Origin of the sequence: Micromonospora globosa, assembly GCF_000717585.1 — a bacterium.
Classification (GTDB): Bacteria; Actinomycetota; Actinomycetes; order Mycobacteriales; family Micromonosporaceae; genus Micromonospora; species Micromonospora aurantiaca.
Genome location: NZ_JNZR01000003.1, coordinates 142,583 through 168,513, shown reverse-complemented (window position 1 = coordinate 168,513; position 25,931 = coordinate 142,583). Strand labels below are relative to the sequence as shown.

General features: G+C 68.2%; 31 protein-coding genes. All 31 read right to left on the bottom strand.

All coding sequences use genetic code 11. The features are described 5' to 3' along the window. Positions 1–38: 38 nt before the first annotated feature. Complete coding sequence (locus IF06_RS0105235; protein WP_013288618.1) at positions 39–692, bottom strand: adenylate kinase; 654 nt, start codon at positions 690–692, stop codon at positions 39–41. Continuing rightward, positions 693–2,021, bottom strand: a complete 1,329-nt coding sequence (gene secY, locus IF06_RS0105230; RefSeq protein ID WP_013288619.1) for a preprotein translocase subunit SecY — start codon at positions 2,019–2,021, stop codon at positions 693–695. 238 nt (positions 2,022–2,259) lie between these two features. After that, positions 2,260–2,703, bottom strand: coding sequence for a 50S ribosomal protein L15 (gene rplO, locus IF06_RS0105225; RefSeq protein WP_013288620.1), 444 nt, complete (start codon positions 2,701–2,703; stop codon positions 2,260–2,262). After that, positions 2,703–2,885, bottom strand: coding sequence for a 50S ribosomal protein L30 (gene rpmD / locus IF06_RS0105220; protein WP_013473693.1), 183 nt, complete (start codon positions 2,883–2,885; stop codon positions 2,703–2,705). Before rpmD ends, rplO begins: the two co-directional genes overlap by 1 nt. After that, positions 2,885–3,499 carry a 30S ribosomal protein S5 gene (rpsE, locus tag IF06_RS0105215; RefSeq protein WP_013288621.1) on the bottom strand — a complete coding sequence of 205 codons (615 nt, stop codon included), beginning with the start codon at positions 3,497–3,499 and terminating at the stop codon, positions 2,885–2,887. The genes rpmD and rpsE overlap by 1 nt, the downstream gene beginning before the upstream one ends. 33 nt (positions 3,500–3,532) lie before the next feature. Then, complete coding sequence (rplR, locus tag IF06_RS0105210; protein ID WP_013288622.1) at positions 3,533–3,922, bottom strand: 50S ribosomal protein L18; 390 nt, start codon at positions 3,920–3,922, stop codon at positions 3,533–3,535. Next, positions 3,919–4,461: a 50S ribosomal protein L6 gene (rplF, locus tag IF06_RS0105205; protein ID WP_013288623.1), complete on the bottom strand. Its 543-nt coding sequence runs from the start codon at positions 4,459–4,461 to the stop codon at positions 3,919–3,921. Before rplF ends, rplR begins: the two co-directional genes overlap by 4 nt. Positions 4,462–4,477: 16 nt before the next feature. Further along, the gene (gene rpsH, locus IF06_RS0105200; RefSeq protein ID WP_013288624.1) at positions 4,478–4,885 is read right to left on the bottom strand and encodes a 30S ribosomal protein S8; all 408 of its coding nucleotides are present in this window, start codon (positions 4,883–4,885) and stop codon (positions 4,478–4,480) included. A 98-nt stretch (positions 4,886–4,983) separates the two neighbouring features. Continuing rightward, the gene (locus IF06_RS0105195; RefSeq protein ID WP_007073023.1) at positions 4,984–5,169 is read right to left on the bottom strand and encodes a type Z 30S ribosomal protein S14; all 186 of its coding nucleotides are present in this window, start codon (positions 5,167–5,169) and stop codon (positions 4,984–4,986) included. 1 nt (position 5,170) lies between these two features. Continuing rightward, on the bottom strand, positions 5,171–5,740 hold the full coding sequence (rplE, locus tag IF06_RS0105190; protein WP_013288625.1) for a 50S ribosomal protein L5: 570 nt from the start codon (positions 5,738–5,740) through the stop codon (positions 5,171–5,173). After that, positions 5,740–6,060: a 50S ribosomal protein L24 gene (gene rplX, locus IF06_RS0105185; protein WP_013288626.1), complete on the bottom strand. Its 321-nt coding sequence runs from the start codon at positions 6,058–6,060 to the stop codon at positions 5,740–5,742. The genes rplE and rplX overlap by 1 nt, the downstream gene beginning before the upstream one ends. Further along, a complete protein-coding gene (gene rplN / locus IF06_RS0105180) occupies positions 6,057–6,425 on the bottom strand; it encodes a 50S ribosomal protein L14 (protein WP_007465279.1) in 369 nt (122 codons plus the stop codon). Before rplN ends, rplX begins: the two co-directional genes overlap by 4 nt. Before the next feature lie 98 nt (positions 6,426–6,523). After that, entirely contained in the window at positions 6,524–6,799 is a 276-nt protein-coding gene (gene rpsQ / locus IF06_RS0105175) for a 30S ribosomal protein S17 (protein ID WP_013288627.1), read from the bottom strand. Next, entirely contained in the window at positions 6,796–7,032 is a 237-nt protein-coding gene (rpmC, locus tag IF06_RS0105170) for a 50S ribosomal protein L29 (RefSeq protein ID WP_013288628.1), read from the bottom strand. Before rpmC ends, rpsQ begins: the two co-directional genes overlap by 4 nt. Then, positions 7,032–7,457, bottom strand: coding sequence for a 50S ribosomal protein L16 (gene rplP / locus IF06_RS0105165; protein ID WP_007465292.1), 426 nt, complete (start codon positions 7,455–7,457; stop codon positions 7,032–7,034). The genes rpmC and rplP overlap by 1 nt, the downstream gene beginning before the upstream one ends. Positions 7,458–7,460: 3 nt before the next feature. Beyond that, positions 7,461–8,348 carry a 30S ribosomal protein S3 gene (gene rpsC, locus IF06_RS0105160; RefSeq protein ID WP_013473694.1) on the bottom strand — a complete coding sequence of 296 codons (888 nt, stop codon included), beginning with the start codon at positions 8,346–8,348 and terminating at the stop codon, positions 7,461–7,463. Further along, positions 8,348–8,797, bottom strand: a complete 450-nt coding sequence (rplV, locus tag IF06_RS0105155; protein ID WP_013288630.1) for a 50S ribosomal protein L22 — start codon at positions 8,795–8,797, stop codon at positions 8,348–8,350. Before rplV ends, rpsC begins: the two co-directional genes overlap by 1 nt. Positions 8,798–8,837: 40 nt before the next feature. Then, positions 8,838–9,119, bottom strand: coding sequence for a 30S ribosomal protein S19 (gene rpsS / locus IF06_RS0105150; protein WP_007073032.1), 282 nt, complete (start codon positions 9,117–9,119; stop codon positions 8,838–8,840). 12 nt (positions 9,120–9,131) lie between these two features. Beyond that, positions 9,132–9,971, bottom strand: a complete 840-nt coding sequence (gene rplB / locus IF06_RS0105145; RefSeq protein ID WP_013288631.1) for a 50S ribosomal protein L2 — start codon at positions 9,969–9,971, stop codon at positions 9,132–9,134. 12 nt (positions 9,972–9,983) lie between these two features. Beyond that, positions 9,984–10,286, bottom strand: coding sequence for a 50S ribosomal protein L23 (gene rplW / locus IF06_RS0105140; RefSeq protein ID WP_013288632.1), 303 nt, complete (start codon positions 10,284–10,286; stop codon positions 9,984–9,986). Then, complete coding sequence (rplD, locus tag IF06_RS0105135) at positions 10,283–10,948, bottom strand: 50S ribosomal protein L4 (RefSeq protein ID WP_013288633.1); 666 nt, start codon at positions 10,946–10,948, stop codon at positions 10,283–10,285. The genes rplW and rplD overlap by 4 nt, the downstream gene beginning before the upstream one ends. Next, on the bottom strand, positions 10,945–11,610 hold the full coding sequence (gene rplC, locus IF06_RS0105130; protein WP_013288634.1) for a 50S ribosomal protein L3: 666 nt from the start codon (positions 11,608–11,610) through the stop codon (positions 10,945–10,947). The genes rplD and rplC overlap by 4 nt, the downstream gene beginning before the upstream one ends. 11 nt (positions 11,611–11,621) lie before the next feature. Continuing rightward, the gene (rpsJ, locus tag IF06_RS0105125) at positions 11,622–11,930 is read right to left on the bottom strand and encodes a 30S ribosomal protein S10 (protein WP_007073037.1); all 309 of its coding nucleotides are present in this window, start codon (positions 11,928–11,930) and stop codon (positions 11,622–11,624) included. A 355-nt stretch (positions 11,931–12,285) separates the two neighbouring features. Then, positions 12,286–13,479 carry an elongation factor Tu gene (gene tuf / locus IF06_RS0105120; protein ID WP_013288635.1) on the bottom strand — a complete coding sequence of 398 codons (1,194 nt, stop codon included), beginning with the start codon at positions 13,477–13,479 and terminating at the stop codon, positions 12,286–12,288. A 223-nt stretch (positions 13,480–13,702) separates the two neighbouring features. Continuing rightward, positions 13,703–15,799: an elongation factor G gene (gene fusA / locus IF06_RS0105115; protein ID WP_013288636.1), complete on the bottom strand. Its 2,097-nt coding sequence runs from the start codon at positions 15,797–15,799 to the stop codon at positions 13,703–13,705. A 75-nt stretch (positions 15,800–15,874) separates the two neighbouring features. Further along, a complete protein-coding gene (gene rpsG / locus IF06_RS0105110; RefSeq protein ID WP_013288637.1) occupies positions 15,875–16,345 on the bottom strand; it encodes a 30S ribosomal protein S7 in 471 nt (156 codons plus the stop codon). Position 16,346: 1 nt separating this feature from the next. Further along, positions 16,347–16,721, bottom strand: a complete 375-nt coding sequence (gene rpsL / locus IF06_RS0105105) for a 30S ribosomal protein S12 (RefSeq protein WP_007465318.1) — start codon at positions 16,719–16,721, stop codon at positions 16,347–16,349. A gap of 500 nt (positions 16,722–17,221) precedes the next feature. Beyond that, positions 17,222–17,593 (bottom strand): hypothetical protein, encoded by a 372-nt coding sequence (locus IF06_RS33860; protein WP_030269326.1) that lies wholly within the window; start codon positions 17,591–17,593, stop codon positions 17,222–17,224. Positions 17,594–17,943: 350 nt separating this feature from the next. Further along, complete coding sequence (locus tag IF06_RS0105095; protein WP_030269324.1) at positions 17,944–18,312, bottom strand: hypothetical protein; 369 nt, start codon at positions 18,310–18,312, stop codon at positions 17,944–17,946. Between the two features lie 114 nt (positions 18,313–18,426). Further along, complete coding sequence (locus IF06_RS0105090; protein ID WP_013288640.1) at positions 18,427–22,314, bottom strand: DNA-directed RNA polymerase subunit beta'; 3,888 nt, start codon at positions 22,312–22,314, stop codon at positions 18,427–18,429. Positions 22,315–22,394: 80 nt separating this feature from the next. Continuing rightward, positions 22,395–25,826, bottom strand: a complete 3,432-nt coding sequence (locus IF06_RS0105085) for a DNA-directed RNA polymerase subunit beta (protein ID WP_013288641.1) — start codon at positions 25,824–25,826, stop codon at positions 22,395–22,397. Positions 25,827–25,931: the final 105 nt, after the last annotated feature.

The window sequence follows — 25,931 nt, the reverse complement described above, 5'->3', positions numbered from 1 at the left end:
GCTGTTCGCACTCTATCCGCCGGGTGGCGGGTGGGACCTCAGCCGCCGTACGAGCGCAGCGCGTCGATGGCGCGGACGGTGACGTCCTCCACCGGGCCGGTCGCGTCGATGCCGACCAGCTTGCCCTGGGCGCCGTAGTAGTCCACGAGCGGCGCGGTCTTCTCGGCGTACTCCCGCAGCCGGGCGGCGATGGTCTCCGGCTTGTCGTCGTCGCGCTGGAACAGCTCGGCGCCGCAGCGGTCGCAGACGCCCTCCCGGCTCGGCGAGTCGAACTCGACGTGCCAGATCTTGCCGCAGCCGCGGCAGGTGCGCCGGCCGGACAGCCGCCGGATCACCTCGTCGTCGTCGACGACCAGCTCCAGCACCAGGTCCAGCGCGGTGCCGAGGTCGGCGAGGAGCTTGTCCAGCGCGGCGGCCTGCGGAGTGGTCCGCGGGAAGCCGTCGAGCAGGAAGCCCTCGCTCGCGTCCGGCTCGGCGAGCCGGTCCCGCACCATGTTGATGGTGACCTCGTCCGGAACCAGCTTGCCGGCGTCCATGTACCGCTTGGCCTCGACGCCCAGCGGCGTGCCCTGGGAGACGTTCGCCCGGAAGATGTCACCGGTCGAGATCTTCGGCACCGAGAGGTGCGCGGCGACGAACTCCGCCTGTGTGCCCTTGCCCGCGCCCGGCGGGCCAACCAGAACGAGTCTCATCTACCGCAGGAACCCTTCGTAGTTCCGCTGCATGAGTTGGCTCTCGATCTGCTTCACGGTCTCCAGACCGACGCCGACCATGATGAGCACAGCGGTGCCGCCGAACGGGAAGTTCTGGAACTGCTGGTTGTCGAGCCAGATGAAGAAGAAGTTCGGCAGGATCGCGACGATGCCCAGGTAGAGCGCGCCCGGCAGGGTGATCCGGCTGAGGATGAAGTCGAGGTACTCGGCGGTCGGCTTGCCGGGGCGGATGCCCGGCACGAAGCCGCCGTACTTCTTCATGTTGTCCGCGACCTCGGTCGGGTTGAACGTGATCGACACGTAGAAGTACGTGAAGAAGATGATCAGCAGGAAGTAGATCGCGATGTGCTCCGGCGCGCTCGCCTTCACGATGTGGTTCTGGATCCACGCCTGGACCTTGCCCGGGTCGTTCTGATCGAAGAACTGGAGCGCGAGCTGCGGCAGGTAGAGCAGCGACGAGGCGAAGATGACCGGGATGACGCCCGCCTGGTTCACCTTCAGCGGGATGTAGGTCGACGTGCCGCCGTACATCCGCCGGCCGATCATGCGCTTGGCGTACTGCACCGGGATGCGGCGCTGCGCCTGCTCGATGAACGTGACAGCGGTGATGACCACCAGCACCAGGGCGATGACGAGGAGGAACATCCCCCAGCCCTTGGTGGTCTTGATCTTCCAGCCCTCGCTGGGGAGGCGGGCCGCGATCGAGGTGAAGATCAGCACGGACATGCCGTTGCCGACGCCCCGGTCGGTGATCAGCTCACCGAGCCACATCACCACGCCGGTGCCGGCGGTCATGGTCATGACCAGGATGCTCAGGGTCAGCCAGTTCGGGATGCCGGTGCCCTCGGGCACGATCGGGAACTGGTCGCACTGGTTGTTGAACAGCTGCCCGGAGCGGGCCAGCGCCACGAACGCCGAGGCCTGGAGGACACCCAGGCCCAGCGTCAGGTAGCGGGTGTACTGCGTGATCTTGGCCTGCCCGGCCTGGCCCTCCTTGCGGAGCTGCTCCAGGCGCGGGATCACCACCGTCAGCAGCTGAAGGATGATCGACGCGGTGATGTAGGGCATGATGCCCAGCGCGAAGACCGAGAGCTGGAGCAGCGCGCCACCGGAGAAGAGATCCAGCAGGTTCAGCACACCCGTGCTGCCACCCTGGATCGTGTCGAGGCACTTCTGCACGTTGCCGTACGAGACGCCCGGGCTGGGCAGCGTGGCGCCCAGCCGGTAGACCGCGATGATGCCTACTGTGAACAGCAGCTTCTTGCGCAGGTCAGGCGTACGGAACGCACTGAGAAAGGCGGACAGCAACTTCTTCCTCCTGCGCGACGCGGGCCGCCGGTGACGAGTCCCTGGCGGGGCGGGGTGTGGTGCCGGACGGAGTGTCCGGAATCCATGGCTGGGAACGGACTCTAACAGCCCGGTCCCGGTCCGGGCAGATGCGCCCGGCTACATAAACCGAATCCGATGTTACCCGGCGCACACGTGGCCGGTAGACCATGGCGCCCGCCCAGTCGCGAACAACTGAGCGGGCGCCATGAACATCGTCTTACAGCTCGGTGACCGAGCCACCGGCGGCGGTGATCTTCTCCTTGGCCGACGCACTGAACGCGTGCGCCGACACCTGGAGGGACACGCCGCCGAGGTCGCCGGTGCCGAGCACCTTGACCGGGTGACCCTTGCGGACCGCGCCGGCCTCGACCAGCTCGACCGGGCCGACCTGGCCGCCGTTCGGGAACAGCTCGGCCAGCCGGTCCAGGTTGACCACCTGGAACACGACCTTGAACTTGTTCTTGAAGCCCTTCATCTTCGGCAGGCGCATGTGGATGGGCATCTGCCCACCCTCGAACGCCGCCGAGATGTTCTTGCGGGCCTTGGAACCCTTGGTACCGCGACCGGCCGTCTTGCCCTTCGAGCCCTCACCGCGACCCACACGGGTCTTGTCGGTCTTGGCGCCGGGAGCCGGACGCAGGTGGTGCACCTTGATCGTCATTACTCGACCTCCTCGACCTTCACGAGGTGGTTGACCGTGAAGATCATGCCGCGGATCTCCGGCCGGTCCTCCTTGACCACCACGTCGTTGATCCGCTTGAGACCGAGGGAACGCAGCGAGTCACGCTGGTTCTTCTTGGTCCCGATCTCGGACCGGACCTGGGTGACCTTCAGGCGTGCCATCAGGACGCCACCCCCGCCCGCGACGCCAGCATGGCGGCCGGCGCGACGTCCTCGACCGGCAGACCACGACGGGCCGCGACCTGCTCCGGGGACTCGAGCCCCTTCAGGGCCGCCACCGTGGCGTGCACGATGTTGATCGGGTTGGACGAGCCGAGGCTCTTGGAGAGCACGTCGTGGATGCCCGCGCACTCCAGCACGGCACGCACCGGGCCACCGGCGATGACGCCCGTACCGGCGGAGGCCGGCTTGAGCAGCACCACACCGGCGGCGTCCTCGCCCGTGACCGGGTGCGGGATCGACTGACCGATCCGCGGCACCTTGAAGAAGTGCTTCTTGGCCTCCTCGACACCCTTGGCGATCGCCGCGGGCACCTCCTTGGCCTTTCCGTAGCCCACACCGACGGTGCCGTCGCCGTCGCCCACGATCACCAGGGCGGTGAAGCTGAAGCGACGACCACCCTTCACGACCTTGGCGACGCGGTTGATCGCGACGACCCGCTCGAGGTGCGGGGTCTTCTCGACGGGCGCGTTTCCGCGGCCGCCCTCACGGCGGTTGTCGCGGCGACCACCCTCGTTGCCACCGGACCCGCCGCCACGGCGCTGTTGACCTGGCATCAGCAGCCTTCCTTCTCTCTCGTGACGGGGTTTCTAGAACTCGAGCCCGGCTTCGCGGGCGGCGTCGGCAAGCGCGGCGACACGCCCCGCGTACCGGTTGCCACCGCGGTCGAAGACGACCTTCGAGACGCCGGCGGCCTTGGCGCGCTCGGCGAGCAGGGCGCCGACCTTGCCGGCCAGGGCGCTCTTGTCGCCCTCGGCGCCGCGCAGCGAGGCGTCCATGGTCGAGGCCGACGCCAGGGTGTGACCCTTGGTGTCGTCCACGACCTGGGCCACCACGTGGCGCAGGGAGCGGGTGACGACCAGGCGGGGACGCTCGGCGGTGCCGCTGACGTTCTTGCGGACCCGGAAGTGCCGACGCGCACGCCCGACGGCACGCTTGGCGGCGACGCCGCGGCGGCGCTTGAGCAGCGTGGCGCTCACTTCTTACCTGCCTTTCCAGCCTTGCGGCGGATGACCTCGCCCTGGTACTTCACGCCCTTGCCCTTGTAGGGCTCCGGCGGACGGATCTTCCGGATGTTGGCGGCGACCTCGCCGACCTGCTGCTTGTCGATGCCGGCCACGTGGAACAGCGTCGGCTTCTCGACCGTGAAGGTGATGCCCTCCGGCGCCGGAACCAGGACCGGGTGCGAGAACCCGAGCGCGAACTCCAGGTCCTTGCCCTTGGCGGTCACGCGGTAACCGGTACCGGCGATCTCCAGGCTCTTGCGGTAGCCCTCGGTGACACCGACGATCATGTTGGCCACCAGCGTACGGCTCAGGCCGTGCAGCTCCTTGGCCTTGCGCTCGTCGTTGGGCCGGTTGACGTGCAGCTCGCCGTCCTCGCCCCGCTCCGCCGTGATCGGCTCGGCCAGCACGTGGCTCAGCTCGCCCTTGGGGCCCTTGACCTTGACGGTCCGGCCGTCGATCGTGATGTCGACGCCGGCAGGCACCGGGATCGACTTACGTCCAATACGCGACATTTCTACCTGTCTCCCGTTACCAGACGAAGGCGAGGACTTCCCCGCCAACGCTCCGCTTGCGGGCCTGCCGGTCGGTGAGCAGCCCCTGGGACGTCGAAATGATCGCCACGCCCAGCCCGCCGAGCACCCGCGGGAGCCCGTCCGACTTGGCGTACACCCGGAGACCGGGCTTGGACACGCGCTTGATGCCGGCCAGGCTCCGCTCGCGGTTCTGGCCGTACTTCAGCTCGACGACCAGTCGCTTGCCGACGGCGCCCTCCTCGGGCTCCTCGACCGACCAGGTGGCGATGTAACCCTCGGCCTTGAGGACCTCGGCGATGTTCGCCTTGATCTTCGAGTAGGGCATCGTCACCCGGTCGTGGTACGCCTGGTTGGCGTTACGCAGACGCGTGAGCATGTCTGCGATCGGGTCGGTCATCGTCATGAAAACTCGTCAACCTTTCTCGCCGGGGTTCCCCGGGCCAGGCCCGGGGCCTACGGCGAAGAGACAGTTCAGCTGACGCGCCGGAGCGCGCCGGGCTATTACCAGGAAGCCTTGGACACGCCGGGCAGCTCACCGCGGTGGGCCATCTCCCGGATGCACACCCGGCAGAGACCGAACTTGCGGTAGACCGCCTTCGGACGCCCGCACCGCTGGCAGCGGGTGTACGCGCGAACCGAGAACTTCGGCTTCGCGGCCGCCTTGAGGATCAGCGCCTTCTTGGCCATCTCAGTTCTCCTTGAACGGGAAGCCCAGGAGCTTGAGCAGCGCCCGGCCCTCGTCGTCGGTCGTGGCGGTCGTGACCACCGTGATGTCCATGCCCCGCTGGCGATCGATCTTGTCCTGGTCGATCTCGTGGAACACCGACTGCTCGGTCAGGCCGAACGTGTAGTTGCCGTGCCCGTCGAGCTTGCGCCCGTCCAGGCCGCGGAAGTCACGGATACGCGGCAGCGCGATGGAGAGCAGCCGGTCCAGGAACTCCCACATCCGGTCGCCGCGCAGGGTGACCTTCGCGCCGATCGGCATGCCCTCGCGGAGCTTGAACTGCGCGATGGACTTGGTGGCCCGCCGGACCTGCGGCTTCTGGCCGGTGATGGTGGCCAGGTCGCGGACGGCCCCGTCGATCAGCTTGGCGTCGCGAGCGGCCTCGCCGACACCCATGTTGACGACGATCTTGACCAGCCGCGGAACCTGCATCGGGTTGGCGAACTCGAACTGCTTCTGCAGCTCGCCCACGATCTCGTTGCGGTACCGCTCCTTGAGGCGCGGCAGGGTCTTGGTTTCGGTAGCCGTGGTCATCAGAGGTCCTTACCGGTGCTACGCGCGATGCGGACCTTCTGGCCGTTGTCGTCGATCCGGTAGCCGACGCGGGTCGGCTTGCCGTCGGAGTCCAGGACCATCACGTTCGAGACGTGGATCGGGGCCTCCTGGGTGACGATGCCACCGGTCTTGGCGCCACGCTGGGTGGTGCTGATGCGGGTGTGCTTCTTGACCCGGTTCACGCCCTCGACCAGGACCTTGTCCTGCCTCGGGTAGGCCGCGATGACCTTGCCCTTGGCACCCTTGTCCTTGCCGGCGATGACGACGACCGTGTCGCCCTTCTTGACCTTCACGGTCACAACACCTCCGGCGCGAGAGAGATGATCTTCATGAACCGCTTGTCCCGCAGCTCCCGGCCCACCGGGCCGAAGATGCGGGTACCGCGCGGGTCCCCACCGTCCTTGATGATGACGGCGGCGTTCTCGTCGAAGCGGATGTACGACCCGTCCGGCCGCCGCCTCTCCTTGGCGGTCCGAACGACGACGGCCTTGACGACGTCGCCCTTCTTCACACCGGCACCGGGGATCGCGTCCTTGACGGTCGCCACGATGACGTCGCCGATGCTCGCGTAGCGCCGACCGGAGCCGCCGAGCACCCGGATGCACAGGATCTCCCGGGCACCCGTGTTGTCGGCGACGCGCAGTCGCGACTCCTGCTGAATCACGTCTATCTCCTATGTCTGCCGGTTCTCCGGCCGCTCGGGGCGGCCGGAGCCTGGCGGAACCTGCGCCCGACCGAGACCCGGCCGAGCTCGAGCCTTCGCTACTTGGCCTTCTCGAGGATCTCCACGAGCCGCCAGCGCTTGGTGGCGGACAGCGGCCGGGTCTCCATGATCAGGACCCGGTCGCCGATGCCGGCCGAGTTCTGCTCGTCGTGCACCTTCAGCTTGCTCGTACGGCGCATGATCTTGCCGTACAGCGCGTGCTTGACGCGGTCCTCGACCTCGACCACGACGGTCTTGTCCATCTTGTCGCTGACCACGAGGCCCTCGCGGACCTTGCGGCGGGACCGCGCGGGGGCGGTGGTGTTCTCACTCATGATGCAGTCACCTCAGTCGGCGCGGCCGAGAGACCCAGCTCACGCTCACGCATGATCGTGTAGATCCGGGCGATCTCCCGACGGATGACCTGCAGCCGCCGGTTGTTGTCCAGCTGCCCGGTTGCGGCCTGCACGCGGAGGTTGAACAGCTCCGCCTTCGCCTCGCGCAACTTCGTGACCAGCTCCTCCTCGGAGAGCTCACGCAGCTCGGAGGGCTTGACGCCCGCTGCCATCAGGATTCACCCACTTCGCGCGTAACAATGCGGCACTTCATCGGGAGCTTGTGGATCGCGCGACGCATCGCCTCTCGCGCGATCTGCTCGTTGGGGAAGGACATCTCGAAGAGAACCCGCCCCGGCTTCACGTTGGCGACCCACCACTCGGGCGAACCCTTACCGGAACCCATCCGGGTCTCGGCCGGCTTCTTGGTGAGGGCCTGGTCCGGGAAGATCGTGATCCAGACCTTGCCGCCACGCTTGATGTGGCGGGTCATCGCGATACGCGCCGACTCGATCTGGCGGTTGGTCACGTACGCCGGCTCGAGAGCCTGGATCCCGAACTCGCCGAACACCACCCGGTTACCACCCTTGGACGCGCCACTGCGGTCCGGGTGGTGCGGCTTGCGGAAGCCCTTCGGGGGCTTGCGCGGCATCAGCATCTGTCAGCCCTCCTGCTGCGTTTCTGCCGGCTGGTTACCGACCGGAGCCGAGGCGGCTGCGGCGACAGCGCTGCTGTCGACCGGCTCACCGGCCGGCGTCTCCGCCTGCTGCGCGATGGTGGTCGCGGCAGCCCGGCCGGCCTCGGTGCCACCGGCGGTCGTACCGGACGAGCCCGAGCGGCCACGGCGCGGCCGGTCCGGCCGGTCGCCACGGTCACGGCGCGGGCCGCGCGACGGGGCGGCCTCGGCCGGGGCCTCACGGCCCGGGACGGCGTCGCCCTTGTAGATCCAGACCTTCACGCCGATCCGGCCGAAGGTGGTACGGGCCTCGAAGAAGCCGTACTCGATGTTGGCCCGCAGCGTGTGCAGCGGAACCCGGCCCTCGCGGTAGAACTCGGTCCGGCTCATCTCGGCGCCGCCGAGACGGCCCGAGACCTGAACCCGGATGCCCTTGCAGGCGGGGTTCTTCATCGCGGACTGCATCGCCTTGCGCATGGCCCGACGGAAGCTGACCCGGCTGGAGAGCTGCTCGGCGACGCCCTGGGCGACCAGCTGCGCGTCCGACTCGGGGTTCTTGACCTCGATGATGTTCAGCTGGACCTGCTTGCCGGTGAGCTTCTCCAGCTCGCCGCGGATCCGGTCGGCCTCCGCACCCTTACGGCCGATGACGATGCCCGGCCGGGCGGTGTGGATGTCGACGCGGACCCGGTCACGGGTGCGCTCGATGTCGACCTTGGAGATGCCGGCGCGCTCGAGGCCCTTGGACATCATGCGGCGGATCTTGACGTCCTCGCCGATGTAGTCCTTGTAGAGCTTGTCCGCGAACCAGCGGGACTTCCAGTCGGTCGAGATGCCGAGCCGGAACCCGGTCGGGTGAACCTTCTGACCCATTACTCGGCACCCTCCGTCGTGCTCTGCTCCTCAGCGGCCGGCTTGGCCGGAGCGGCCTTCTTCGCCGACTTCTTCGGCGTGGCCGCCGCAACCGCCTCGACCGCCACGGTGATGTGGCAGGTGCGCTTCCGGATCCGGTACGCCCGGCCCTGCGCACGCGGCCGGAACCGCTTCATGGTCGGGCCCTCGTCGACGAACGCCTCGCTGACGAGCAGCGCGTCGGGGTCCAGCCGCTCGTTGTTCTCCGCGTTGGCGATCGCGCTCGCGAGCACCTTGTACACCTGCTCGCTCGCAGCCTGCGGCGCGAACTGCAGCACCGTGAGCGCCTCCTTCGCGGGCAGGCCGCGGACGAGGTTGACCACCCGGCGCGCCTTCATCGGCGAGATGCGCACGTGCCGCGCAACCGCCCGCGCGCCCGGAAGCACCGGAGCGTCGCCCTTTCCTGGCATCGCTGTAACCCCTTGTTCCTCTATCCGTATGCCCGCGGCGTCAGCGCCGGCGGCTCTTCCGGTCGTCCTTCTCGTGACCCTTGAACGTGCGGGTCAGCGCGAACTCGCCGAGCTTGTGCCCGACCATGGCCTCGGTCACGAAGACCGGGACGTGCTTGCGTCCGTCGTGCACGGCGATCGTGTGACCCAGCATCTCCGGGATGATCGTCGAGCGCCGCGACCAGGTCTTGATCACGTTCTTCGAGCCCTTGTCGTTCTGCGTCTCCACCTTCTTGAGCAGGTGGTCGTCGACGAACGGGCCCTTCTTCAGGCTGCGAGGCATGTCTTATCTCCCTCAGCCGCGCTTACGCGTGGCGTAGCGGCGGCGGACGATCAGCCGGTCGCTCGGCTGGCCCTTACGACGGGTGCGGCCCTCGGGCTTACCCTGCGGGTTGACCGGGTGGCGACCACCGGAGGTCTTACCCTCACCACCACCGTGCGGGTGGTCGACCGGGTTCATCGCGACACCACGGACGGTCGGGCGCTTGCCCTTCCACCGCATACGGCCGGCCTTACCCCAGTTGATGTTCGACTGGTCGGCGTTGCCGATCTCGCCGATGCTGGCGCGGCAGCGCACGTCCACGCGCCGGATCTCACCGGACGGCATACGCAGGGTCGCGTACGCGCCCTCACGGCCGAGCAGCTGGATGCCGACGCCGGCCGAGCGGGCCAGCTTGGCGCCGCCACCCGGACGCAGCTCCACGTTGTGGATGGTGGTACCGACCGGGATGTTGCGCAGCGGCAGGTTGTTGCCCGGCTTGATGTCGGCGCCCGGACCGGACTCGACACGGTCGCCCTGCTTCAGGTCCTTCGGCGCGATGATGTAACGCTTCTCGCCGTCGGCGTAGTGCAGCAGCGCGATGCGCGCGGTGCGGTTCGGGTCGTACTCGATGTGAGCGACCTTCGCCGGCACGCCGTCCTTGTCGACCCGCTTGAAGTCGATCAGACGGTACTGGCGCTTGTGGCCGCCACCGTGGTGCCGCGTGGTGATCCGGCCGTGGGCGTTGCGTCCGCCCTTCTTCGGCAGCGGAGCCAGCAGCGACTTCTCGGGCGTCGACCGGGTGATCTCGGCGAAGTCGGCAACGCTCGAGCCACGCCGGCCCGGCGTCGTCGGCTTGTACTTACGGATAGCCATTGTCTACACCCCTCAGCTGACCGGGCCGCCGAAGGCCTCGATACGGTCACCGTCAGCCAGCTTCACCATCGCGCGCTTGGTGTCCTTGCGCTTGCCGAACCCGGTACGGGTCCGCTTGCGCTTGCCCTCGCGGTTGAGCGTGTTGACCGTCAGGACGCGGACGTTGAAGATCTGCTGGATAGCGATCTTGATCTCGGTCTTGTTGGCGTCCGGGTGCACCAGGAAGGTGTACCAGTTGCGGTTCAGCTCGCTGTAGCTCTTCTCCGAGACGACCGGCGCGACGATGACGTCACGCGGATCGGCGATCGTGCTCACTTGCCATCCTCCTCGGTGGTCTCGGCGGGAACGCCCAGGAACTCGTCCAGGGCCTCCTTGGTGAAGACCACGTCGTCGGCCACCAGCACGTCGTAGGTGTTGAGCTGGCCGGCCTCGATCAGGTGCACCCGGCTGTCCCGCGCGTTGCGCAGGTTCCGCAGCGACACCCAGTTCAGCTCGTCGGTGCTGCTCAGCACGACCAGGACCCGACGGGCCTGGGTCAGCTTGGTCAGCGTGGCCAGGGCCGCCTTGGTGGACGGCTTCTCGCCGGAGACGAACGCCTCGACGACGTGCACCTGGCCGGCGCGGGCCCGGTCGGAGAGGGCGCCACGCAGGGCGGCGGCCTTCATCTTCTTCGGGGTGCGCTGGCTGTAGTCGCGCGGCACCGGGCCGTGGACCACGCCACCGCCGGCGAACTGCGGCGCGCGGGTCGAGCCCTGGCGGGCACGACCGGTGCCCTTCTGCTTGTACGGCTTCTTGCCTCCACCGGAGACCTCGCCGCGGGTCTTCGTCTTGTGCGTACCCTGGCGGGCCGCCGCAAGCTGGGCCACCACGACCTGGTGCATCAGGGCGATGTTGGCCTGCGCGTCGAAGATGTCGGCCGGCAGCTCGACGGAGCCGCTCTTGGCGCCTTCGACGTTGATGACGTCAACGGTGGTCACTTGGCCGCACCGCCCTTCTTCACCTTCGCCTTGGCCGCGGTGCGGACCAGGACCAGCGCGCCCTTCGGGCCGGGGATGGCACCGCGGACGAGCAGGAGGTTGTTCTCGGTGTCGACCGCCTGGACGGTCAGGTTCTGGACGGTGTAGCGCACGCCACCCATCCGGCCCGCCATCCGGGTGCCCTTGAAGACGCGACCCGGGGTCGCGCAGGCGCCGATCGAGCCGGGCGAGCGGTGCTTGCGCTCGACACCGTGGCTGGCACGCAGACCGTGGAAGCCGTGCCGCTTCATCGGGCCGGCGTAGCCCTTGCCCTTGGTCTTGCCGGTCACGTCGATCACGACGCCGGCCGGGAACTCCTCGACCGTGACCTCCTGGCCCGGCGCGTAGTCCGCGGCGTCGGAGGTGCGCAGCTCGACGATGTGCCGGCGCGGCGCGACGTCCGCCTTGGCGTAGTGCCCGGCGATCGGCTTCTTGACCTTGCGCGGGTCGATGACCCCGTACGCCAGCTGGACCGCGGAGTAGCCGTCCTTGTCGGCGCTACGAACCTGGCTCACGACGCACGGGCCGGCCTGAACCACGGTCACGGGCACAACCTTGTTGTTGTCCCAGACCTGGGTCATGCCGAGCTTGGCGCCCAGGATCCCCTTGACTTGCCTGTCCATTTGTCCGGTCCCTACAGCTTGATCTCGATGTCGACGCCAGCCGGCAGGTCGAGGCGCATGAGCGAGTCGACCGTCTTCGGGGTCGGGTCGATGATGTCGATCAGACGCTTGTGCGTACGCATCTCGAAGTGCTCGCGCGAGTCCTTGTACTTGTGCGGCGAGCGGATGACGCAGAAACGGTTGATCTCCGTGGGCAGCGGCACCGGGCCAGCGACCTGCGCCCCGGTACGCGTCACCGTCTCGACGATCTTCCGAGCCGAGGAGTCGACGACCTCGTGGTCATAGGCCTTGAGCCGGATGCGGATCTTCTGTCCCGCCATGGTGGCTTCTGTTCCTTCTCTCGATGCCGCTGTGTTGCGGGCGCCTGTACCGGCTGGCACAGGCCCACTTCCGCCGACCCCCGCGGTCGGGCGTGTCGCGCCCGTGGGCCAGGCTCCGCCCCGGGACTCCGGAGCGATTCTCTGACCACGCGGTGGGTCATGGCGCCGATCGCGGTGACCGCGACCTGGACGCCGCGCGAGGGTGGTTGACCGCCGATGGCGGCCAACCACCCTACGCGAGACAGTCTGACTCCCGGAGGTCCAGCGTCAACCGGACGCAGGTGACCGACTGTCGTTACGCAACCTGACTAGTATGCCGCACGACCGGCGGCAACGCTAATCGGGGTTACCCAGCTCACTTGATGATCTTGGTGACGCGACCCGCGCCGACCGTACGACCACCCTCGCGGATCGCGAACTTCAGGTTCTCCTCCATGGCGATGGGCTGGATCAGCTTCACCGTCATCGAGGTGTTGTCGCCCGGCATGACCATCTCGGTGCCCTCGGGCAGCGTGACGACGCCGGTGACGTCCGTGGTCCGGAAGTAGAACTGCGGGCGGTAGTTCTGGAAGAACGGGGTGTGCCGGCCGCCCTCCTCCTTGGAGAGGATGTAGACCGTCGCCTCGAACTCCGTGTGCGGGGTCGTGGTGCCCGGCTTGATGACGACCATGCCGCGCTCGACGTCCTCGCGCTTGATGCCGCGCAGCAGCAGACCGACGTTCTCACCCGCACGGGCCTCGTCGAGCAGCTTGCGGAACATCTCGATGCCGGTGCAGGTGGTCTTCATCGACTTCTCACGGATGCCGACGATCTCCACCTCCTCGTTCGGCTTGAGGATGCCGCGCTCGGCGCGACCGGTGACCACGGTGCCGCGACCGGTGATGGTGAAGACGTCCTCGATGGGCATGAGGAACGGCTTCTCGGTCTCGCGCTCCGGCTGCGGGATCGCGGTGTCCACGGCGTTCATCAGGTCCAGGAGCTTCCCGGTCCACTCCGGGTCACCCTCCAGGGCCTTCAGCGCCGAGACCCGGACGACCGGCAGGTCGTCACCCGGGTACTCCTGCGAGGAGAGCAGCTCACGGACCTCGAGCTCGACGAGCTCCAGGAGCTCCTCGTCGTCGACCATGTCGCTCTTGTTGAGCGCCACGACGATGTACGGCACACCGACCTGACGGGCCAGCAGCACGTGCTCGCGGGTCTGCGGCATCGGGCCGTCGGTCGCCGCCACCACCAGGATCGCGCCGTCCATCTGCGCGGCACCGGTGATCATGTTCTTGATGTAGTCGGCGTGACCGGGGCAGTCGACGTGCGCGTAGTGACGCGCCTCGGTCTGGTACTCGACGTGCGCGATGGAGATCGTGATGCCGCGGGCCTTCTCCTCCGGCGCCTTGTCGATCTCGTCGAACGGCGTGTACGGGTTCAGGTCCGGGTACTGGTCGTGCAGGACCTTGGTGATGGCCGCCGTCAGCGTCGTCTTACCGTGGTCGATGTGACCAATGGTGCCGATGTTGACGTGCGGCTTAGTCCGCTCGAACTTCGCCTTCGCCACTGGTGTCCTCCTGTGGACTTTCTTGGTTCGTTCGCCCCGGCGCGCCGTTCGGCGCTTAGGACTCTGTCGACAGCCTTTCCGGCCGGAAGGCCGGAGAGCTTTTGTGGGTTCTGCGGCGATGAAGCCTACAGGCCCGGTCTCACGCAATCCGATCGAGGTGGCCGCGGGCGGGAGAACCCTCCCGCGACCGCCCTCGTGTCATCGGGTCAGCCGAGGGTGAGCGTCACTCACCCGTCGCCTTGGCGATGATCTCCTTGGCCACCGAGTTCGGAACCTCGGCGTAGGAGTCGAACTGCATGCTGTAGCTAGCCCGGCCCTGGGTCTTCGACCGCAGGTCGCCGACGTAGCCGAACATCTCCGACAGCGGCACCAGAGCCCGGACGACGCGAGCGCCGCTGCGCTCCTCCATCGCCTGGATGATGCCACGCCGGGAGTTGAGGTCGCCGATGACGTCACCCATGTTCTCCTCAGGAGTGGTGACCTCAACGGCCATCATCGGCTCGAGGAGAGCGGGGTCGGCCTTGCGGGCCGCCTCCTTCATCGCCATCGAGCCGGCGATCTTGAACGCCATCTCCGACGAGTCGACCTCGTGGTACTGGCCGTCCACCAGGGTGAGCTTGACGCCCACCAGGGGGAAGCCGGCGAGGATGCCGTACTGCATGGCGTCCTGCGCGCCCGCGTCCACCGAGGGGATGAACTCCCGGGGGATGCGGCCACCGGTCACCGCGTTGGCGAACTCGTACGTCGGGGCGTCGTTGCCCAGCGGCAGCGGCTCCACGCTGATGATCACGCGGGCGTACTGGCCGGAACCACCGGTCTGCTTCTTGTGGGTGTACTCGACCTTCTCCACCTTGCGGCGGATGGTCTCGCGGTACGCCACCTGCGGCTTACCGATGTTCGCCTCGACGTTGAACTCGCGGCGCATCCGGTCGACCAGGATGTCCAGGTGCAGCTCGCCCATGCCGGAGATGACCGTCTGACCGGTCTGGTCGTCCAGCTTGACGCGGAAGGTCGGGTCCTCCTCGGCCAGCCGCTGGATGGCGGTGCTGAGCTTCTCCTGGTCGGCCTTGGTCTTCGGCTCGATGGCCACCTCGATGACCGGCTCCGGGAAGGTCATCGACTCCAGGATGACCGGGTTCGCCGGGTCGCACAGGGTGTCACCGGTGGTGGTCTGCTTCAGACCCTGCACCGCGATGATGTCGCCGGCCTGGGCGGAGCTGCGCTCCTCCCGCTTGTTGGCGTGCATCTGGTAGATCTTGCCGATCCGCTCCTTGCGGTCCTTGGTGGAGTTGATCACCTGAGAACCGGACTCGAGCGTGCCGGAGTAGATCCGGACGTACGTCAGCTTGCCGAGGTGCTTGTCGGTCTGGATCTTGAAGGCCAGCCCGGAGAACGGCTCGGAGACCGAGGGCTTCCGCTGCAGCGGGGTCTCGCCGTCGGTGGCCGTACCCTCGATCGCCGGGATGTCCAGCGGCGAGGGCAGGTACGCGACGACCGCGTCCAGCATCGGCTGGATGCCCTTGTTCTTGAAGGCGGTACCGGTGAGGACCGGGTTGGCCTTGCCGGCGATGGTGGACCGGCGGATGGCGGCCTTGATCTCGTCGACCGAGATCTCCTCGCCCTCGAGGTACTTCTCCATCACCGAGTCGTCGACGTCGGCGAGGGTCTCCATCAGCTTCTCGCGCCACTCGGCAGCCGAGTCGGCGAGGTCGGCCGGGATCTCCTCGACCGCGTAGTCCTCACCCTTCTGGGTCTCGCCGCGCCAGGTCAGCGCACGCATCTCGACCAGGTCGACCACGCCGATGAAGTCGGACTCGGCGCCGATCGGGATCTGGAGGACCAGCGGGGTGGCGTTGAGCCGGTCGATCATCATCTGCACGCAGCGGAAGAAGTCGGCGCCGGTCCGGTCGAGCTTGTTGACGAAGCACATCCGGGGGACGTTGTACTTGTCCGCCTGCCGCCAGACGTTCTCCGTCTGGGGCTCCACGCCGGCCACGCCGTCGTAGACCGCGACCGCACCGTCCAGAACACGCAGCGACCGCTCGACCTCGACCGTGAAGTCGACGTGGCCGGGCGTGTCGATGATCTGGATCGTGTGGCCCTTCCACTCGCACTTGGTGGCGGCGGAAGTGATGGTGATACCGCGCTCCTGCTCCTGCTCCATCCAGTCCATGACGGCGGCGCCCTCGTGGACCTCACCGATCTTGTACGTGATGCCGGTGTAGAACAGGATTCGCTCGGTGGTAGTGGTCTTACCGGCATCGATGTGGGCCATGATGCCGATGTTGCGTACGTTGGCGAGCGCGTCTGCGGCGGCCACTTCAATCCCTACTTATCGTCGTCTCGACACAACTGGTGGCGGTTCCGGCGCCGGTGGGCGCCGGAACCTCAGGTGTTACCAGCGGTAGTGCGCGAAGGCCTTGTTCGACTCGGCCATCTTGTGCGTGTCCTCACGCCGCTTGACGGCGGCGCCGAGGCCGTTGCTCGCGTCCAGCAGCTCGTTCATCAACCGCTCGACCATGGTCTTCTCGCGCCGCGCCCGGGAGTAGGTCACCAGCCAGCGCAGACCGAGCGTGGTCGCGCGGGACGGCCGGACCTCGACCGGAACCTGGTAGGTGGCGCCACCGACACGGCGGCTGCGCACCTCGAGGGTCGGCTTGACGTTGTCCATCGCGCGCTTGAGCGTGACGACGGGGTCGGTGCCGGACTTCTCGCGGCAGCCCTCCAGGGCGGCGTACACGATGCGCTCGGCGAGCTGACGCTTGCCGCGCAGCAGGATCTTGTTCACCAGCTGGGTGACCAGGGGCGAGTTGTACACCGGGTCAGCGACCAGCGGCTTCCGCGGAGCGGGTCCCTTACGCGGCATGTCAGCTCTTCTCCTTCTTCGCGCCGTAGCGGCTGCGAGCCTGCTTGCGGTTGCGGACACCCTGGGTGTCCAGCGAACCGCGCACGATCTTGTACCGCACGCCCGGGAGGTCCTTCACACGACCGCCGCGCACGAGCACGATCGAGTGCTCCTGGAGGTTATGGCCGACGCCCGGGATGTAGGCGGTCACCTCGATCTGGCTGCTGAGCTTGACACGAGCGACCTTGCGCAGCGCCGAGTTCGGCTTCTTCGGGGTGGTGGTGTACACACGGGTGCACACGCCGCGCCGCTGGGGAGACCCCTTGAGCGCCGGGGTCTTGGTCTTGGTCGTCTTGGCCTGACGGCCCTTTCGGACCAACTGCTGAATGGTGGGCACCGGGTTTCTCCGCTCCCTTCGGCCGCTGCGAGGCGACCGCGCCGTCTGCTCCAGCCGTCCGGATGGGCGGCTCTCCTACATTTCAACCAGGGCCGCCTGACGGCTCCCCAGCACCCGCGGTCGGGCGTGTCGCCCGAGTCACGGTTCCGGTGCCGGCCGCTCACGCGTCGTACCGGATCTTCTGGTCTTGGTGGTGCGACCGCGCGATCACCGGCTGACCGGTTCCAGCGCACGCACGCATTGCCCGGGCGGGCCCGGGCACAAGGGGAAAGAGTACCTACCACAGCCGCGCCGGTCAAAACGGATGGGTCGGGAAGGACCGCTGTGCGGTCCGCCGCCCGGTCTCCGGGTCGCCGATGCGCCGGTGATGGGCACCTACAGTGACAAGTGTACCGGCTCGTCCGCCGCGCGACCCGGCGGCCCCGACACCGCCCGGCCTTCGGACACCCGGACATACCGCTCAACCCAGGTCACCGGCCGCAGGCGTCGCAGACGCGGCGTCACGTGATCTGCACCACCAGAGCCAGCGCGAGCCCGATCAGGCCGAACAGCACCCCCGCCGCCCCGCAGGAGATTCCCGCCACGGCCAGGCCGGCGCCGGTGAAGCGCACCGACGGCGGCGGCGCCGGCCGCCGGATCTGCCGCCGGGCGAGCAGCCCGGCCACCACCGCGCCGGCGCCGATCAGCCCGCCGAGCACTGTGAACGCGCCGGCCGCCCAGGCGCCGCCGACGTCGCGGCCGGCCAGACCGAAGCACAACACCAGCAGCGACACCCCGATCGCGGCGATGCCTGCGACGAGCGACCCGATCGCCAGGCCGGAGGTGACAGGCGGCACGTCGAGGTGGACCACGCCGAACGGCGTACCCGGCACCGCGTCGACCCGCTTCGGCGGCCGCGGCGTCTCGGCCGGCGGCGGCGGAAGCGCCGGCCCGCCGTGCGGACCCCAGCCGCCGTGGCCGGGCACGCTCGCCGGCGCCGGCCACCCGCCGCCGTGCGCCGGCGGACTCCCCGGGTACGCCCCGTACGGCCCCGGCTGGTGCGCCGGCGCGGACGCGGAACCCGGCGGGTACGGCCCGGGGCGCGGCTGGTCGCCTCCCGGCGGAGCCGGTTCCGTCACGGGGTCCTCCTGTCCACACGCGCCCGCCGCGCGGCGGACACCGGCCAGGCTACCGCCGCCGATCATTGCGGGGTGGGCGGGCGCGGGCCCGCTCCCCCACCGGGTCAGTCGAAGTTCGGCGCGAAGTCGTGGCCGAACGAGGCGTCCGCGGCCCGGACCACGCCGATCACCACCGCCGCGACCACCGCGGCGGCGGTCAGCACCAGACCGGTCCGCGCCATCTGCTCCCCGCGCCGCAGCCAGTCCGCGCCGGTGAGATAACCACCCGAGGCGTACGCCTCCCGGCGCGCCTGCCGGGCGAGCAGGAGCGCGATCGTGGCCGGCACCGCGCCGCCGAGGAACAGACCGGTGAGCACGCCGATCAGCCCGAGCGCGAAGACGGCGCGGGCCTTGGTGGAGCGGACCGGCTCCGGGTCGTACGGATGGCGGTACGCCTGCGGCACGACGGGCGCCTGCCCGGGCACGGTCGTCATGCCTCCATCATGCCCCGACCCGGCCGTCCGTCCCGGCGGAAGGCAGCCGGTCCCGGCACTCCGGACGCGACGAGGCCCCCGGCGGATGCCGGGGGCCTCGTCGTTTCCTACTGCTTAGCGGTACGACCCGAAGTCGAAGTCGTCCAGCGGAACCGCCTGGCCGCTGGCCGGCCCGAAGCCGTAGTCAGTCTCCGGGTAGCCGGTCATCGAGTAGACCTTGGCCTTCGCCTCCTCGGTCGGCTCGACCCGGACGTTGCGGTACTTGCTGATGCCCGTACCGGCCGGGATGAGCTTACCGATGATCACGTTCTCCTTGAGGCCGATCAGCGAGTCGCTGCGGGCGTGGATCGCCGCGTCCGTCAGCACCCGGGTGGTCTCCTGGAAGGAGGCCGCCGACAGCCAGGAGTCAGTGGCCAGCGAGGCCTTGGTGATACCCATCAGCACCGGGCGACCGGCGGCGGGCTCGCCACCCTCGCCGACGAGCCGGCGGTTCTCCGACTCGAACAGCGCCCGGTCGACCAGCACGCCCGGCAGGAACTCGGTCGAGCCGGAGTCGATCACAGTCACCCGCTTGAGCATCTGGCGGATGATGATCTCGATGTGCTTGTCGTGGATGAGCACACCCTGCGAGCGGTAGACCTCCTGGACCTCCTGGGTCAGGTGGACCTGGACCGCGCGCGGGCCGAGGATGCGCAGCAGCTCGTGCGGGTCGATGGTGCCCTCGGTGAGCTTCTCGCCGACCTCGACGTGGTCGCCGTCGTGCGCCCGGAGCCGGACCCGCTTCGAGATCTTGTCGTACACGATCTCGTCGCTGCCGTCGTCCGGGATGACCACGATCTTGCGGGACCGCTCGCCGTCCTCGATCCGGATGCGACCCGGGGTGTCGGCGATGGGCGCCTTACCCTTCGGCACCCGGGCCTCGAAGATCTCCTGGACACGGGGCAGACCCTGGGTGATGTCCTCACCCGCGACACCACCGGTGTGGAAGGTACGCATCGTCAGCTGCGTACCCGGCTCACCGATCGACTGGGCGGCGATGATGCCGACCGCCTCGCCGACGTCCACGGTCTTGCCGGTCGGCAGCGAGCGGCCGTAGCACGCACCGCAGACGCCCAGCTTCGACTCGCAGGTGAGCACGCTGCGCACCCGCACCGTCTCGGTCCCGGCGGCGACGATCGCGTCCACCAGGATCGAGTTGATGTCCTGGCCGCGGTGGGCCACCACGGTGCCGTCCGGCCCCTTGATGTCGTCGGCGAGCGTCCGGGCGTGCACGCTGGTCTCGGCGTGCTCGTGCACGACCAGCTTGCCGTCGATGCGCTCACCGACCTGCATCGGGATGGCGCGGTCGGTGCCGCAGTCCTCCTCGCGGATGATGACGTCCTGCGAGACGTCCACCAGACGCCGGGTCAGGTAACCCGAGTCGGCGGTACGCAGGGCGGTGTCCGCGAGACCCTTGCGGGCACCGTGCGTGGAGATGAAGTACTCCAGCACGGACAGACCCTCCCGGTAGCTGGCCTTGATCGGCCGCGGGATGATCTCGCCCTTCGGGTTGGCCACCAGACCACGGATCGCCGCGATCTGCCGGAGCTGGAGCAGGTTACCGCGGGCACCCGAGTTGATCATCTTCCACAGCGGGTTCTCCTGCGGCAGCGCGGTGTCCATCTCCTTGGCGACCTCGTTGGTCGCCTTGGTCCAGATCTCGATGAGCTCGCCGCGGCGCTCCTCGGCGGTCATCAGACCACGCTGGTACTGCTTGTCGATCCGGTCGGCTTCCTTCTCGTACCGCTCCAGGATCTCCCGCTTGCGCGGCGGAGCGATGACGTCCTCCATGCCGATGGTGACGCCGGACCAGGTGGCCCAGTGGAAACCGGCCTCCTTGAGCCCGTCCAGGGTGGCCGCCAGGGCCACCTTCGGGAAGCGCTCGGCGAGGTCGTTGACGATCGCGGAGAGCTGGCCCTTGCGGATCTCGTAGTTCACGAAGCGGTAGCCCGGGGGCAGCGTCTCGTTGAACAGGACCCGGCCCAGCGTGGTCTCCACGGTCACCGGCTCGCCCTCGGTCCAGCCCTCGGGGGCGGTCCACGGCTCGGCGCCGGCGCCGTTGTCCACACCGACCACGTCACGCAGCCGGATCCGGACCGGCGTCTGCAGGTGCAGCTCGCCGTTGTCGTACGCCATCCGCGCCTCGGCGTCCGAGCTGAACGCCCGGCCCTCGCCCTTGCCACCCGGGGTGAGGTGGGTGAGGTGGTACAGACCGATGACCATGTCCTGGGTCGGCATGGTGACCGGCTTGCCGTCGGCCGGCTTGAGGATGTTGTTCGACGACAGCATCAGGATCCGCGCCTCGGCCTGGGCCTCGGCGGACAGCGGCACGTGGACCGCCATCTGGTCACCGTCGAAGTCGGCGTTGAACGCGGTGCAGACCAGCGGGTGGATCTGGATGGCCTTGCCCTCGACCAGCTGCGGCTCGAAGGCCTGGATGCCCAGACGGTGCAGGGTCGGCGCGCGGTTCAGCAGAACCGGGTGCTCGCCGATGACCTCTTCCAGCACGTCCCACACGACCGGCCGCTGCCGCTCGACCATCCGCTTGGCGGACTTGATGTTCTGCGCGTGGTTGAGGTCGACCAGCCGCTTCATCACGAACGGCTTGAACAGCTCCAGCGCCATCTGCTTGGGCAGGCCGCACTGGTGCAGCTTGAGCTTCGGGCCGACCACGATGACCGAACGGCCGGAGTAGTCGACGCGCTTGCCCAGCAGGTTCTGGCGGAACCGGCCCTGCTTGCCCTTGAGCATGTCGGACAGCGACTTCAGCGGCCGGTTACCCGGGCCGGTGACCGGACGGCCACGGCGGCCGTTGTCGAACAGCGCGTCGACGGCCTCCTGGAGCATCCGCTTCTCGTTGTTGACGATGATCTCGGGCGCGCCGAGGTCGATCAGCCGCTTGAGGCGGTTGTTCCGGTTGATCACACGCCGGTACAGGTCGTTCAGGTCGGAGGTCGCGAAGCGGCCACCGTCGAGCTGCACCATCGGGCGCAGGTCCGGCGGGATGACCGGGACGCAGTCCAGCACCATGCCGAGCGGCGAGTTGCGGGTGTTCTGGAACGCCGCGACGACCTTGAGCCGCTTGAGCGCACGGATCTTCCGCTGGCCCTTGCCGGAGCGGATGGTCTCGCGCAGGTTCTCCGCCTCGGCCTCCAGGTCCATGTTCTGGACCAGGGCCTTGATCGCCTCGGCGCCCATGCTGCCGGTGAAGTACTCACCGAAGCGGTCGCGCAGCTCGCGGTAGAGCAGCTCGTCGGTGACCAGCTGCTTCGGCTCCAGCTTGCGGAAGGTGTCGAGGACCTCGTCGAGGCGGTCGATCTCGCGCTGGGCCCGGTCGCGGATCTGGCGCATCTCGCGCTCTCCGCCCTCCTTGACCTTGCGCCGGACGTCCGCCTTCGCGCCCTCGGCCTCCAGCTCGGCCAGGTCGGCCTCCAGCTTGGCGGCCCGCTTCTCGATCTCCGAGTCGCGGCTGTTCTCGGCCTGCCGCTTCTCGGCCAGGATCTCGTTCTCGATGGTCGAGAGGTCGCGGTGACGCGCTTCGGCGTCCACGCTCGTCACGACGTACGAGGCGAAGTAGATGATCTTCTCGAGGTCCTTCGGGGCGAGGTCCAGCAGGTAGCCCAGCCGGCTCGGCACGCCCTTGAAGTACCAGATGTGGGTCACCGGAGCGGCCAGCTCGATGTGACCCATCCGCTCCCGGCGAACCTTGGAGCGGGTCACCTCGACGCCGCAGCGCTCGCAGATGATGCCCTTGAAGCGGACCCGCTTGTACTTACCGCAGTAGCACTCCCAGTCCCGCTGCGGACCGAAGATCTTCTCGCAGAAGAGCCCGTCCTTCTCCGGCTTGAGGGTGCGGTAGTTGATGGTCTCGGGCTTCTTGACCTCGCCGTGGGACCACTGACGGATGTCGTCAGCGGTGGCGAGGCCGATGCGCAGCTCGTCGAAGAAGTTGACGTCGAGCACTATGTCCCCTATGTCGTCGTCTGTACTGCTAGCTAACGAGTGGGATCCGGGGCAGGGTGACCCTGCCCCGGATCACCACCTCAGACCTCTTCGACCGAGCTCGGCTCGCGCCGGGACAGGTCGATGCCCAGCTCCTCCGCCGCCCGGAACACCTCGTCGTCGGTCTCGCGCATCTCCAGGGCCACACCGTCGCTGGAGAGCACCTCGACGTTGAGGCACAGCGACTGCAGCTCCTTGAGCAGCACCTTGAACGACTCCGGGATGCCCGGCTCGGGGATGTTCTCGCCCTTGACGATCGCCTCGTAGACCTTGACCCGGCCCAGGACGTCGTCGGACTTGATGGTCAGCAGCTCCTGCAGGGCGTAGGCGGCGCCGTACGCCTGCATGGCCCAGCACTCCATCTCACCGAAGCGCTGGCCACCGAACTGCGCCTTACCACCCAGCGGCTGCTGCGTGATCATCGAGTACGGGCCGGTCGACCGGGCGTGGATCTTGTCGTCGACCAGGTGGTTGAGCTTCAGGATGTAGACGTAGCCGACCGCGATCGGGTCCGGCAGCGGCTCGCCGGAACGACCGTCGAACAGCTGCGCCTTGCCGCTGCCCCCGATGAGCTGGTTGCCGTCCCGGTTGGGCAGGGTCGACGCCAGCAGGCCGGAGATCTCCTCCTCGCGGGCACCGTCGAAGACCGGCGTGGCCACGTTGGTGTCCGGCTCGGACTCGTGCGCGTTGATCGAGCGGAGCTGGCGCTTCCACTCGGCGTCGTCGCCGTCCACGCTCCAGCCGGTCTTGGCAACCCACCCGAGGTGGGTCTCCAGGACCTGGCCGATGTTCATCCGGGACGGCACACCGAGCGGGTTCAGCACGATGTCGACCGGGGTGCCGTCCTCCAGGAACGGCATGTCCTCGATCGGCAGGATCTTGGAGATGACGCCCTTGTTGCCGTGGCGGCCCGCGAGCTTGTCACCGTCCTGGATCTTGCGCTTCTGGGCCACGTAGACCCGGACCAGCTCGTTCACGCCCGGGGGCAGCTCGTCGCCGTCCTCGCGGGAGAAGGTACGCACACCGATGACCGTGCCGGTCTCGCCGTGCGGCACCTTCAGCGAGGTGTCCCGGACCTCGCGCGCCTTCTCGCCGAAGATCGCGCGGAGCAGCCGCTCCTCGGGAGTCAGCTCGGTCTCACCCTTCGGGGTGACCTTGCCGACCAGGATGTCGCCGGGGACGACCTCGGCGCCGATCCGGATGATGCCGCGCTCGTCGAGGTCGGCGAGCATCTCCTCGCTGACGTTCGGGATGTCGCGGGTGATCTCCTCCGGGCCGAGCTTGGTGTCCCGGGCGTCGACCTCGTGCTCCTCGATGTGGATCGAGGTGAGCACGTCCTGCTGCACGAGGCGCTGCGACAGGATGATCGCGTCCTCGTAGTTGTGGCCCTCCCAGCACATGAACGCCACCAGCAGGTTGCGTCCGAGCGCCATCTCGCCCTCGTCGGTGCACGGACCGTCGGCGATGACCTGACCGGCCTCGACGCGGTCGCCCTCGAAGACGACCGGCTTCTGGTTGACGCAGGAGCCGGCGTTGGAGCGGCGGAACTTGTGCAGCAGGTACGTACGGCGGTGGCCGTCGTCCTGGTGGACGGTGATGTAGTCCGCGCACAGGTCCTCGACCACGCCGCCGACCTCGGCGACGACGACGTCACCGGCGTCGACCGCGGCGCGGTACTCCATGCCCGTACCGACCAGCGGAGCCTCGGCCTTGACCAGCGGCACCGCCTGACGCTGCATGTTCGCACCCATGAGCGCGCGGTTGGCGTCGTCGTGCTCCAGGAACGGGATCATCGCGGTGGCGACCGAGGTCATCTGCCGCGGCGACACGTCCATGTAGTCCACGGCGCCCGGCGCGACGTCCTCGGTCTCGCCGCCCTTACGGCGGACCAGGACGCGGTCCTCGGCGAAGGTGCCGTCCGACTTCAGCGGGGCGTTTGCCTGCGCCTTGACGAACCGGTCCTCCTCGTCCGCGGTCAGGTAGTCGATCTGGTCGGTGACCCGGCCGTCGATGACCTTCCGGTACGGCGTCTCGATGAAGCCGAACGGGTTGACCCGGGCGAACGTGGACAGGGCGCCGATCAGGCCGATGTTCGGGCCTTCCGGCGTCTCGATCGGGCACATCCGGCCGTAGTGGGACGGGTGTACGTCCCGGACCTCGAAGCCGGCCCGCTCGCGGGACAGACCACCCGGGCCGAGCGCGCTCAGCCGGCGCCGGTGGGTCAGGCCCGCCAGCGGGTTGGTCTGGTCCATGAACTGGGACAGCTGCGACGTACCGAAGAACTCCTTGATCGCCGCCACCACCGGGCGGATGTTGATCAGGGTCTGCGGCGTGATCGCCTCGACGTCCTGGGTGGTCATCCGCTCGCGGACGACCCGCTCCATCCGGGAGAGACCCACCCGGACCTGGTTCTGGATCAGCTCGCCCACGGTACGCAGGCGACGGTTGCCGAAGTGGTCGATGTCGTCGGCCTCGTAGCCCTCCTCACCGGCGTGCAGCCGGCAGAGGTATTCCACGGTGGCGACGATGTCGTCCTCGGTGAGCGTGCCGGTGGTGATCGGCACGTCCAGCTCGAGCTTCTTGTTGAACTTGTAGCGCCCGACCTTGGCGACGTCGTACCGCTTCGGGTTGAAGAAGAGGTTGTCGAGCAGGGTCTGGGCGTTCTCACGGGTCGGCGGCTCGCCAGGGCGGAGCTTCCGGTAGATGTCGAGCAGGGCCTCGTCCTGGCCGGCGATGTGGTCCTTCTCGAGCGTGGTCATCATGAGCTCGGACCAGCCGAACTTCTCACGGATGCGCTCGGCGGACCACCCGATGGCCTTGAGCAGGACGGTGACGGCCTGGCGGCGCTTGCGGTCGATGCGAACGCCGACCGTGTCGCGCTTGTCGATGTCGAACTCCAGCCAGGCACCCCGGCTCGGGATGACCTTGACGCTGGAGAGGTCGCGGTCGGAGGTCTTGTCCGGCTGCTTGTCGAAGTACACGCCCGGCGAGCGGACGAGCTGGCTGACCACGACGCGCTCGGTGCCGTTGATGATGAAGGTGCCCTTCGGCGTCATCATCGGGAAGTCACCCATGAACACCGTCTGGCTCTTGATCTCGCCAGTGGTGTTGTTGGTGAACTCCGCGGTCACGAACAGCGGCGCGCAGTAGGTCAGGTCCTTCTCCTTGCACTCCTCGATCGAGGCCTTGACCTCGTCGAAGCGCGGAGCCGAGAAGGAGAGCGACATGGTGCCGGAGAAGTCCTCAATGGGACTGATCTCGTCGAGGATCTCCGCGAGACCCGAGCGTGCGTGCGGGTCGTCCGCCGACCGGCCCTGCCAAGCCTCGTTGCCGACGAGCCAGTCGAAGGACTCGTTCTGGATGGCGAGGAGGTTGGGGACCTCGAGGTGTTCGGTGATCCGACCGAAAGAAACTCGGCGGGGCGCGAATGCGCTCGACGTACGACTGGTCTTCGCAGGGCGGGAAGCTGCCAAGATGCGTCCTTCCGAGGACCGGTGCTGCAGAACGGCTGGTACGCGTGCACTCCAATGACCCCACCAGAAATATCCACAATCGGACATTTCCGAGCAGGGGTCAAG